Here is a 12,704-nt window from a genome sequence, read left to right on the forward strand (position 1 = left end):
TGAAAATCTCGTAATAAAATAATATGATTAACAAAATAATATCTTTTTCAATAAAGAACAAAGCACTTATTTGGCTGATGACAATCGGCCTTATTATAGGCGGAATATACTCGGCAACAAAAGTACCGCTTGATGCCGTTCCTGACATTACAAACAATCAAGTATTGGTAATTACGACAGCACCTAATCTCGGAACGCAAGATATTGAGCAATTCGTAACTTACCAAGTGGAACTTGCTATGGCAAACCTACCCGATGTAACGGAAATTCGCAGTGTTTCACGTTTCGGACTTTCAGTTGTAACCATAGTTTTTAAAGATAAAGCCGGCACATATTTACCACGCCAATTAGTTGCCGAGGCTCTTTCAGAAGTAAAAGAAAAAATTCCGGAGGGTTTCGGTGAACCGTTTATGGCTCCCATAAGTACAGGATTAGGGGAAATTTATCAATACACTTTGGAAGTTGCAGACGGATACGAAAGTAAATATGATGACATGGAACTTCGCACAATTCAAGAATGGATTGTAAAACGACAAATGGCAATGTTGCCGGGTGTTGTTGAAGTAAATTCTTTCGGCGGGCACGGAAAACAGTATGAAGTTTCGATTAATCCGGATAAACTTCGCAGTATGAACCTGACGATTTCGGATGTTTTTGAAGCTCTCGAAAAAAACAATCAAAATGTAGGCGGTGCATATATAGAAAAAAATCACCAGGCAAATTTTATTCGCGGAGAGGGTTTAATGAGGTCTATTGATGATATTAAAAACACGGCAGTTGCAAGTATTAACGGGCAACCGGTTTTTATCCGCGATGTTGCGGAAGTTAAATTCGGAAGTTTTCTTCGCTACGGTGCTTTTACGAAAAACGGAAAAGGCGAAGCCGTAGGCGGTATTGTTATGATGCTTAAAGGCGAAAATTCTAACGATGTTATAAAAAACGTTAAAGAACGTATTGCCCTGATTCAAAAATCATTACCGGAAGGCGTAACCATAAAACCCTTTCTTGACAGAAGCAAATTAATAAAAAGCACAACATCTACGGTTGCTGAAAATCTTGGAATAGGAGCTTTAATAGTTATTTTTATTCTGGTCATTTTTCTCGGAAATTTAAGGGGCGGATTAATTGTTGCTTCAACCATTCCTTTGGCTTTGCTTTTTGCATTTATTATGATGAAAATTTTCGGCGTTTGGGCAAATCTTATGAGTTTGGGTGCTCTTGATTTTGGAATTTTAATTGACGGTGCGGTAATTATTATAGAAAGTATGATTTATTATCTGCATCGAAAAAAATATATCGGAACTAAAATAACACAACAAAAGCGTGATGAATTAGCATATAAATCCGGAAGTAAAATGATGAATTCAGCATTTTTCGGACAGCTGATTATTTTAATTGTTTTTATTCCGGTTCTGGCACTTCAAGGCATTGAAGGTAAAATGTTTATCCCAATGGCAATGACCTTCGGATTTGCGGTTGTCGGTGTAGCCGTACTTTCTCTTACTTATATTCCGATGATGGCTGCAACATTCCTTAATCCGCCGAAAACCGATAAAAAAACTTGGGGCGACAGGGTAATCGGTAAAATTGAGAATATTTATAAATCGGTTATTGACCGAATTTTAAGAAAAGGGAAGTTGATAATAATCGGTGCAATAATTTTATTGGTTTCGGGCGGGTTTCTATTCTCTCGAATGGGTGCTGAATTTATGCCGAAATTAGACGAAGGAGATTTTGCTTTTCAGGCAATTTTAAAACCCGGAACATCTCTTACGGAGGTTATTAAAACATCAACGCGTCTAGAACAAATTGTAATGGAAAACTTCCCCAATGAAGTGGCATCAATCCAAAGCAGAATTGGAGTTGCCGATTTACCCACGGATCCGATGCCGATAGATATTGCCGATATTTTCGTTATTCTTAAACCCAAAAGTGAGTGGAAAAAAGTAAAATCAAAAAAAGAATTAGTCGAAAAAGTAAAAGAAAAAGTAAGTGTTTTGCCGGGTATTAATTTTGAATTTACCCAACCCATTGAAATGCGTTTTAATGAACTTCTTACAGGTATACGTGAAGATGTGGCTGTTAAACTTTACGGCGATGATTTGAATGTTTTGGCTGATAAAGCTGAAGAAATTGTAGGCTTAATTTCCGGAATTGACGGTATTGCAGGCGTAAAAGCCGAAGCAACAAGAGGTCTGCCGCAAATAACCGTTAAATATAATCGAAATGAATTGGCAAAATACGGTTTAAATATCAATGAACTAAATACAATAATTGAAACCGCTTTCAGCGGAAGCATTGCCGGAAGCATTTACGAAGGCGAAAGAATGTTCGATTTGGTTGTAAGATTAGATGAAAGCCACAGGAAAAACATTGACGATATCAGAGATTTATACGTTAGTTTGCCCGACGGCAATCAAATACCCGTTAAAACGGTTGCAGATGTCAGTTATCAGCCCGGACCGATGCAAATCAGTCGAGATAATACCAACCGAAGAACTTATGTCGGAATTAATGTTGAAGGCAGAGACATAAAATCGCTTGTAGAAGAAATTCAACAAACATTAGATAAAAAATTGGAACTTCCCGACGGCTATTATATTCGTTACGGAGGAGCTTTTGAAAACCTTGAAAGAGCAACAAAACGCTTATCTTTGGTTGTTCCGCTTGCACTTGCCTTAATTTTTATGTTGGTATTTTTTGCCGTTAAATCGTTCAAACAAACTATGATGATTTATGTTGCAATTCCGTTTGCAGCTGTGGGAGGTGTTTTTTCATTATACCTTCGCGGAATGCCTTTAAGTATTTCTGCCGGCGTAGGATTTATTGTTTTGTTCGGTGTAGCGGTGCTCAACGGTTTGGTCTTAATCAGCGGTTTTAATGAAATGAAATCGGAAGGAAGGTTCAGCTTATCGGAAATTATTAAAAAAGGTTCCGTAAGACGTATCCGACCGATTTTACTTACGGCATCAACTGATATTCTCGGATTTTTACCTATGGCTGTTTCGGCATCGGCAGGTGCGGAAGTTCAGCGTCCTTTGGCAACGGTTGTTATCGGCGGTATGTTAACATCAACATTGCTGACTTTAATTGTTTTGCCTATTTTATATAAATGGGTTGAAGAAGGTAAAAAAATAAGACTCCCTAAAATAAAACCTGCGGCGATTATGCTTATTTTATTCTTTACGGGAATAAGTTTTTCAGGAAACTTAAAAGCTCAAAAGGTTGTTACTCTGAAAGATGCAGTTGAAAGAGCAAAAGAAAATTATCCTTCTCTTAAAACCGCTGAATTAGAAATCGACAAACAAAACGCACTTAAAAAAACAGCATACGATTTTGGAAATACTTCAATTTATACGGGAAAAGAAGAGTTCGGAAACGGTGCCGTCGGTATTCAAAATCAAATCGGCATAACACAATCGGACATAGATATTTTCGGAATTTCGGCAAAAAATAAATTGATAAAAGCAAAAATTAATAATGCAGAAAAAGCAGAAAAACTTACAAAATTCTCATTGGAGAAACAGGTTAATTTTGCTTGGTATGAAGCAGTTTATTTTAAGAATGAATTGAAATTGTTCCGGCAATTAGACAGTTTATATGCCGATTTTATGAAAGCTGCCGAATTAAGATATAAAACAGGGCAAAGCTCTAAAATTGAATTTTTATCGGCTTCGGCAAAATTTAAAGAACTGCAAATTAAAATTCAAACGGCGGAGAGCAATTATAAAACATCATTGCAAAAACTGAATAAATATTTAATGTTTGAAGATGAATTTGAAATTGCCGAAGAAAGTTTTGATACCGATTTATTTAATTCCGCACAAGCGGAAGACAGTATTTATCTGAAACCTGTTTTTGATTATTTCTCATCTTCCGTTAATGTTGCAAAAAACGAATGGAAAAAAGAAAAAACAGGTTATTTGCCGAAAATAAATCTCGGATATTTAAAACAATCCGTTGACGGTGTTTCCGGATTTTCAGGCTGGGAAGCCGGGATTTCAATGCCTTTAATATTTCTTTCAAAATCGGGAACCGTAAAAGCTTCTGAACTTAACTATAAAATTGCCGAACAAAATTTTAAACAAAAAAGTTTGGAATTGAATACAAAATATACCGTTTTGATAAACAGATATAAAGTATTAAAAAAACTTATCGAATATTATCAAATTGAAGCAATTCCCTTGGCGGAAGAACAAATTAAGGCATCCGGTATTGCCTATAAATCCGGAAGTATTGACTATCTGCAATTTATTCAAAGCATTGAAACTGCGGTAAACACAAAGCAAGAGTTTCTATTGCGACAAACAGAATATTTCAAATTATCGGCTATGTTAAAATACCCGACAGAATAAAACAATTAAAACAAATAAAATAATTGTAAAAATATATAAAAATGAAAACAAAAATAATAATAAGTATAGCTGTGTTTCTTTCAGTATTCACTTTAATATCTTGTAATTCAGGCAATAATGTAGGTGTTGAAAAATCGGAAGAACACGAAGAACACGGACAGGAAGGTGTTGTATTTCTGAATGAAAAACAACAGGAAGCATTAAATTTAAAACTCGGAGGTTTTGAAATGAGAAATCTCACGACAGTCGTTAAAACCAACGGACAATTAGCCGTTTCACCTTCCGATATTGCCGAAGTTACGGCAGTTATAGGAGGTAATGTAAAATACATCAGAGTTTTTGAAGGCGATAAAATAAGACGAGGACAGGTTTTGGCAGTTCTGGAACATCCTGACTATATTACATTGCAGGAGGACTTTGCCGAAAAAGCAAATAACTTAAAATTTGCCGAACAAGAGTATTTACGACAAAAGGAGTTATTTGAAAACAATGTGGGAGCAGGGAAAGATTTTCAAAAAGCAAAATCCGAATACAATACGGCAAAAGCAAAATATGCAGGACTGAAAGCGCGATTACGTTTACTTAATATTTCTCCGGAAAGGGTTTTGGAGGGTAAAATAACGAGCACCATAAATATTGTTTCGCCGATAAACGGCTATGTAAATGAAATTTATATAAAAAGAGGAACTTATGCAGATGCAGCAACAAAACTTTTTGAAGTAACAAACAACAATGCAATTCACGCCGATTTTATTATTTATGAAAAAGATGTTCATCTTGTTAAAAAAGGACAAACGGTGCATTTTACCGTTTCAAACAAACCGGAAAAGGAATACACGGCAACGGTTTTTGCAATAGGAAAAGAATTTAATCCGGATATCCGAGCCGTAAATATTCATACAAAAATTAACGAAGATGTTAATGGGTTGATACCCGGAATGTATATATCCGGTCATTTACATACCGACAAACGTATGACAAAAACACTTCCGAATGATGCAATAGTTTCCGAAGGAACAAAATCATATATTTTTATTTTAGATGAAACCGTAAAACCCGAACATCACGAACACGGAGAAGAGGGTGAAGAACACGAAGAACCAGAAAATGTAAAAGCATTTAAACAAGTTGAAGTTATTATCGGACAAACAGATGACGGATACAGCGAAGTGAAATTGATTGAAGAATTACCGGAAAATGTTAAAATTGTCCTGAACGCAGCCTACTATTTATTGGCAGATATGAAAAAAGAAGAAAATGAACACAAACATTAAAATCAAAAATCATGAAAGAAATTAAAGCTTTTATAAGACCCGACAAAGTAAATAAAATAGTTGAACAATTAAAAGCAAGCGGTTTTGAAAACATTACAATCTCGGAAGCAGAAGGAACAGGAAGGTTCCGGTCAGAAAACGCCTTTGTATCTCAAAAATTCTTAATTACCGACAGCAAAATTGCTAAACTTGAATTAGTTGCAAAAGATGAAAACGTTGATAAAATTATAGAAATAATTTCCGAAAACGGCAAAACAATAAATCCGGGTGACGGATTGATATATGTTGCATGTGTTGAAAAAGCATACCGCGTAAAAACCGGTAAAGAAAACGGTTATAAATAAAATATTATCTGAAAAATGCTTGCGGTTTAAAATACCGCAACGCATTTCCGGAAACTACTGATACTAAATCCGAAAAAATGAAAAAATACAAATTAAAAAACATGGATTGTGCTTCTTGTGCTGCAAAAATTGAAGACGGGCTGGCAAAACTTGAAGAAGTTAAGTTTGTAAATGTTAATTTTATGGCAAGTTCAATTACTTTGGACACAGAAGATTTTGAGAAAGTAAAGCAAAAAATAAAAGATTTAGAACCGGGTGTTGATATTGTTGAAGAAAACTCTGAAAAAGAGGAAGAAAGCAGAAGCCTCTTTGCTGAGAATAAAAGCACTATAATAACAGCATCAATAGGTATTCTGCTTGTTATTGTCGGAAGTATTTATCAAGACTTTTTGCATAATACCCCATATAGTTTTGCCGAATATCTGCTTTTTGTAACGGCATACTTAATTGTGGGTTGGAAAGTAATTTCTCTCGCAGTAAAGAATATTATAAAAGGGCAAGTTTTTAACGAACATTTTTTAATGACAATAGCAACAATCGGAGCTTTTGCCATTGACGAAATGCCCGAAGCCGTTGCCGTAATGCTGTTCTATATAATCGGCGAACTGTTTCAAGATATTGCTTTAAACCGTTCTCGAAGATCCGTAAAAGCACTTTTGGAAATAAAACCTGAATATGCAAATCTGAAAATCGAAGATAATGTAACAGAAGTTCCTCCGGAAGACGTAAAACCGGGCGATATAATTATTGTAAAGCCGGGCGAAAAAGTTCCTTTAGACGGTATTGTTACAGAAGGCGAATCATTTGTTGATACTTCTGCACTTACAGGCGAAAGTGTTCCGCGAAAAATCAATAAAAATGATACAATCTTATCCGGAATGATAAATCAATCGGGTTTGTTAACCGTAAAAGTTACAAAACCCTTCGAAGAATCTTCGGTTTCCAAAATTTTGGAAATGGTTGAAAACGCAACTTCCAAAAAAGCAAAAACCGAAAAATTTATAACAACTTTTGCAAAATATTACACACCTTTTGTTGTTTTCGGAGCATTATTGATTGCTGTTATTCCGCCGTTATTAATCAGCGGTGCAACTTTTGAAGATTGGATTTACAGAGCATTGGTAGTTTTGGTTATTTCATGCCCTTGTGCGTTAGTTATCAGCATACCGCTGGGCTACTTCGGCGGAATAGGCAGAGCATCTCGCAGAGGTATTTTGGTTAAGGGTTCTAATTTTTTGGATGCTCTTACACAGGTTAACACTGTTGTTTTTGATAAAACAGGTACACTGACCAAAGGAGAATTTAAAATTTCAGAAATCATTACGGCAAACAATTTTGATAAAGAAACTGTTTTGAAATATGCGGCTTATGCCGAATACAATTCTAATCATCCCATAGCAAAATCAGTTCTTGAAGCTTATGAACCCGAAATTGACAACACAAAAATAAGTGAAGTTGATGAAATTTCCGGGCACGGCATAAAAGCAATTGTTGACGGGAAGGAAATATTTGCAGGCAATGACAAACTTCTTCATAAAGAGAACATTAAGCATGACAAATGCAATGTGGCCGGAACGGTTGTGCATATTGTAATCGATAAAAAATATGCCGGTTATATTATTATTTCAGACACTTTAAAAGAAGATGCCGAAGAAGCAATTAACAAACTTCATAAAAAAGGAATAAAAACGGTAATGCTTACCGGCGATAATAAATATGCCGCAAAAGTATATGCCGAAAAATTAGGCATAAAAGAATATTATTACGAACTGCTTCCGGAAGGAAAAGTTGAACATATAGAGAAATTACTTAATAAAAACGGGAAAGTTGCTTTTGTCGGTGACGGAATAAACGATGCTCCGGTATTGGCACGTGCCGATATAGGAATTGCAATGGGAGCACTCGGTTCAGATGCCGCAATTGAAACTGCCGATGTTGTTTTAATGACCGACTCGCCTTCAAAAGTAGCCGAAGCAACAGAAGTCGCAAAGAAAACAAGACGAATTGTTTGGCAAAACATCATTTTTGCTCTCGGAGTGAAAGGTGTATTTATCGTTTTGGGTATTTTTGGTATTGCTTCAATGTGGGAAGCCGTTTTCGGAGATATGGGCGTTGCCTTAATTGCAATTTTTAATGCAATGAGAATTATGAAAGGAAAGTAGATATTGTACAAAGTTTCTTCTTTTAGCCATCAGATGAGTCCGGTAACAAAAATATTCATCCGGTGTTTTTTAAGCGTCAATATTCAATAAAATGATATTTGTTGTTTGAAAAACTTACTTTTATTGCTTTGTGATTTTTTTTAAAAAGCGTATAAGCTGTTTCTATTTCTTCCCAAAAATTAACAATATCTTCAGGTTTCATGTCAGAATAAACTTCTTTTGACTTTTCTTCTTTTAGTTTATCGGTAAATCTGAACGGAAAAATATGTATTTTCGGATAACCGTATTTATTTGTATCATGAAATTTCGAAGACAGAAATATAGGTAAGAAATTCTTACTTTCAAAAGAAATACAACCGGCAGTTACACAATTTCCGTGAACACATATTGCACTTCCGGGATTATAATTCCCTGAAAACTTCCGTGTTCTGTTTCTGTCAATCGGTAAAGGATATTCCAAACATAGTTTAAAGCTTGAGCCGTATTGCACGGTTCCGTAATCATCAAGTTCAGAATTATTTAATTTTATCCACATAAAACCATTAGAGCTTCCGTAAAGTATTTTGCAAGTATAAAAACCTTCGGGTGTTTTTCCGTCTCCTTGTTTTAATTTTGTTCCGGGCTCATTATCAACAGCACAAATAGGTAAAGTTGCCAACAAACTCAAAGTGTCCGACCTTTTATCGGAAACCCAAATTTCAAACTCTTCTTCAAGTTTAAATGTTCTGAATAAAACATATTTAGGAGGATATCTTACACCGATATCTTCACACCTTTTTTTATACGAACGCCCTATTAACTCTTTCAGTCGTTTTTCAATAAAAGCTGCCGATCGCTCATTTGTGCCGGTTTTTATGTCAGGAACTGAGTCAATTTCAAAAGATGTAAACTTTACAATCTCGGGAGCATCTTTTTTAACATAAATTGAATCTGCTTTTTTAACTGAATTATTTTGAGAATCAGTTGAGCAAGACAATAATATTATAAACAGGAAAAATAAACTAAATGTTTTCATAAAAAAAGGTTTATAAACATAACGAATATAAACCTTTTTTAATATTTAAACTATTTTTTTTAGAAGCCGTATATTTCGGTCAACTTTTGTCCCAAACTCGGGCCTCTTAAATCAACAGCAATGATAACACCTTCGGGGTCTAATAAAAAGTTGGAAGGGATGCTTCTTACTCCGTATTTTGCAGCGGGTACAGATTGCCAATATTGTAAATCGCTTACATGTGTCCAATCTCCCAAGCCGTCTTTCTCAATTGCTTTTACCCAATCTTCTTTTTTTTGATCAAGAGAAACTTGGTAAATTGTAAAGCCTTTGCTTTTATATTTGTTATAGTTTTTCAAAACAGTAGGATTTTCTGCTCTGCAGGGTCTGCACCAAGCTGCCCAAAAATCAAGTAAAACATAATTTCCTCTTAAAGAGGTTAGTGTTATTGTTTTTCCTTCCGGTGTAGGTTGAGATATTTCGGGTGCAGTAGTCCCTACTTTCGGTTTTCCTTTAACCGGGGGGTTGTTTTCTAACAACATTACCAAACCGTTTACAAAGTCAGATTCAGGGTATAATGCCGAAAGGCTTTCGCTTACTTTTACAAAATAATCACGGTCATTTTCTAAAGTGAAAATTTGTTGTCTCGGACCTATTGATTGATATAATGCCATTATTACCGCAGGCGATTCTATATTTTTATCAATAAAATCTTTTGCATAAGTTTTGTGTTCTTCCAGCAATTTAGTATATTGTTCACCAATAGACTTTTGCAAAGAATCAATATTTGCATTCCCTTTATTTTCGATATATAATTTATTTAATGAATCTATTTTTTCGAATGTAACATCCAAATGGTCGTACATTTCCTTCAACAAAACAGAGTGTTCAGATCCTGAAACAGAATACTTTGATCGATAGGTATTTGCATCTGAATTAATTTCAATAATATCTAAAGAATCTGCGATAAATAATATGTATGAAGGCTCATCTTGTAATTGCAAACTGAATAACTCAGGAGACGAAGTAGAATTTTGAAAGCTAAATTCACCTTTTTCGTTTAAAAGTACGGTATCCAACTTAATAGTAGCCTCAGATGTAAATTTATTTAATATTAACTTTTTTCCGGTTGCATTTTTTATTATACCGGAAACTTTAAAGCCTTCGGAAACGGTTCCTTTACAGGAGAATAAAACTACTGCAGGTAAAAGTAATAAGATAATCTTTTTCATGTTTCTTTTATTTATATTTATATTTTTTGCAAAATTAGAAATAAATACGAATGAAAAAAACATATCTAAATTTATTCATATTTTTGATTTTTCAATTTGCTTTTCCGGTTCAATACGCCTTATTTTAAAGTTTAAATATGCAATTAAAACCGTCATCAGCGGACTTATTAAATTAAAAAACGCATACGGGATGTAATCAACCGTTGCTACTCCGAGAACTTTTGCTTGTGTTGCTCCGCCGGTATTCCAGGGTATTAAAACCGATGTTACTGTTCCTGCATCTTCCAATGTTCTGCTCAGAACTTCCGGCTTTAAGCCCTTTTCTTTAAAAGCTTTATTATACATTCTTCCGGGAACAACAATTGAAATATATTGGTCAGATGCTGTTGCATTAAAAAAGATACACGTGGCTGCTGTTGAGGCAATTAACGAACCGGAAGATTTAACCCTTTTCATTACGGACATTGTAATTTTCTTTAACATTCCGCTTGATTCCATAACCCCTCCGAATACCATTGCCGAAAGAATTAACCAAATGGTATTAAGCATTCCTGCCATTCCGCTTGTGCCGAATAAATCGTTGATATTTTCATTTACTGTATTAATTTCAATATCGCCGTACATAGCCTGCATTACACTTATATAAGATGCTTCGGCATAATTATCCGTAACCCCCGAAATTTGCATTACTATGTCGCTTTGAAAAATAACACCGAACAGACCTCCTGCAAGTGTTCCGAGCAACATAGAAGGTATCGGTTTAACTTTTTTAATAATAATAAAAATTAAAAATGCAGGAACAATAAACAGCCAAGGTGTTACATTAAAAGTTGAAGCAATCGCTTTTTGAACTTCTTCAATTTCTTGTGCGTTTGCACTATAGTCATTTGAAAATCCTATAATAAAAAATATAATTAAAGTTATACCCATTGACGGAACTGTAGTTATCATCATATACCTGATGTGAGTATATAAGTCTGTTCCTGCCATTGCGGGTGCTAAATTTGTAGTATCGGAAAGCGGAGACATTTTATCTCCGAAATAAGCTCCTGAAATTATTGCCCCTGCCGTAACGGCATCATTTATTCCCATTGCATGTCCTATACCGAGCAATGCGACCCCGATTGTAGCAATTGTTGACCAAGAACTTCCTGTTGCCAGCGAAACCAAACTGCTGATTACAACTGTTGCAAATAAAAAAATGGACGGGTGTAAAATATCTAACCCGTAATAAATAAACGCCGGTATTACGCCGCTGAGCAGCCAAGTGCCTGATAATGCCCCTATTAAAAGCAGAATAAGAATTGCCGGCATTGCTTTTCCTATTGTTTTAACGATGTTTTTTCTTATTTTTTCCCAATCTGCACCGAGTCGAAATGAAATAATTGTTCCTACTGCTGCCGCAAGCAGTAATGCAATTTGGTTTGAACCGTCAAGTGTTGCATCTTTCCAAATAATTACATTTAAAGAAAGAAGGATAATTAAAAATATTATAGGAATAAAAGATTGAAAAAGGGACGGTGTTTTTTGAGAACTTTCAGCTTTATACATATCTTTTTTGTTAAGTTGCACAAAGTTAAAAAAAGGAAGCAAAAATGCTTCCTTTTATAATAATATCTGACAAGCAATATCAATTAATCATATCAAACACGGCTTTTGTAACGTTCAATGCCCCGTCTGCAATATCAACTATTGTTGCATCAAGCATATAACAAGGTGTTGTTGCAACTTTAAAATCTTCATCAACGGTTACTTCTCCGTGATTTGTATTTACGTGTTTCCCGCCCATAGTATCAATTGCTTCGGCAGTTCCTTTATCTTGTCCGATGGTTACACGAACACCTTCCAGCACTCTTGCCACAACAGTCGGAGAAATACATAACGCACCTATAGGCTTACTTTCTTTTACGGCTTCTGTAATAACACGTTCAACATCTGTTAAAACCGTACAATCAGAACCGTGAAATGCAAAACTTGACAGATTTTTAGCTGCTCCGAATCCTCCCGGAAACATAATACCGTCATAATCTTTCATTTTTAATTCCGAAAGCGGCTTTATATTTCCTCTGGCAATTCTTGCTGCTTCAACAAGAACATTTCTTTTCTCATTCATTTCTTCACCTGTTATGTGATTAATAACATGGTGCTGATTTATATCCGGTGCAAATATTTGATATTCTCCTCCAAGTTTAACAACTGCATACATTGTCATTGTTGATTCATGAATTTCAGCCCCGTCATAAACTCCGTTTCCGGATAAAATTATTGCTATTTTTGGTAATTTGCTCATTGTTTTGTAATTTTAATAACTAATAAAATGTATTAAACAATATTACAAAAAAA

8 protein-coding genes are annotated in these 12,704 nt (G+C 35.0%); 4 read left to right on the forward strand and 4 right to left on the reverse strand.

The window, feature by feature from the left end:
• Window positions 1-23 precede the first annotated feature (23 nt).
• The 4 genes from L3J35_04180 (at window position 24) to cadA (ending at window position 8,135) form a co-directional block, all read left to right on the forward strand.
• Window positions 24-4,355: a CusA/CzcA family heavy metal efflux RND transporter gene (locus L3J35_04180; GenBank protein MCF6365380.1), complete on the forward strand. Its 4,332-nt coding sequence runs from the start codon at window positions 24-26 to the stop codon at window positions 4,353-4,355.
• A gap of 41 nt (window positions 4,356-4,396) precedes the next feature.
• On the forward strand, window positions 4,397-5,629 hold the full coding sequence (locus L3J35_04185; GenBank protein ID MCF6365381.1) for an efflux RND transporter periplasmic adaptor subunit: 1,233 nt from the start codon (window positions 4,397-4,399) through the stop codon (window positions 5,627-5,629).
• Between the two features lie 11 nt (window positions 5,630-5,640).
• Window positions 5,641-5,973, forward strand: a complete 333-nt coding sequence (locus L3J35_04190) for a P-II family nitrogen regulator (protein MCF6365382.1) — start codon at window positions 5,641-5,643, stop codon at window positions 5,971-5,973.
• Window positions 5,974-6,050: 77 nt separating this feature from the next.
• On the forward strand, window positions 6,051-8,135 hold the full coding sequence (cadA, locus tag L3J35_04195; protein MCF6365383.1) for a cadmium-translocating P-type ATPase: 2,085 nt from the start codon (window positions 6,051-6,053) through the stop codon (window positions 8,133-8,135).
• 76 nt (window positions 8,136-8,211) lie between these two features.
• Here cadA and L3J35_04200 read toward each other — a convergent pair whose 3' ends face one another.
• From L3J35_04200 to elbB, 4 genes are all read right to left on the reverse strand, one after another.
• Window positions 8,212-9,150 (reverse strand): hypothetical protein, encoded by a 939-nt coding sequence (locus L3J35_04200; protein MCF6365384.1) that lies wholly within the window; start codon window positions 9,148-9,150, stop codon window positions 8,212-8,214.
• Between the two features lie 59 nt (window positions 9,151-9,209).
• Entirely contained in the window at window positions 9,210-10,361 is a 1,152-nt protein-coding gene (locus tag L3J35_04205; GenBank protein MCF6365385.1) for an AhpC/TSA family protein, read from the reverse strand.
• Between the two features lie 75 nt (window positions 10,362-10,436).
• Window positions 10,437-11,912 (reverse strand): Na+/H+ antiporter NhaC, encoded by a 1,476-nt coding sequence (gene nhaC / locus L3J35_04210; protein MCF6365386.1) that lies wholly within the window; start codon window positions 11,910-11,912, stop codon window positions 10,437-10,439.
• A gap of 79 nt (window positions 11,913-11,991) precedes the next feature.
• Window positions 11,992-12,651 carry an isoprenoid biosynthesis glyoxalase ElbB gene (gene elbB, locus L3J35_04215; protein MCF6365387.1) on the reverse strand — a complete coding sequence of 220 codons (660 nt, stop codon included), beginning with the start codon at window positions 12,649-12,651 and terminating at the stop codon, window positions 11,992-11,994.
• Window positions 12,652-12,704 lie beyond the last annotated feature (53 nt).

The sequence above is a fragment of the Bacteroidales bacterium genome (assembly GCA_021648725.1).
GTDB lineage: Bacteria > Bacteroidota > Bacteroidia > Bacteroidales > JAADGE01 > JAADGE01.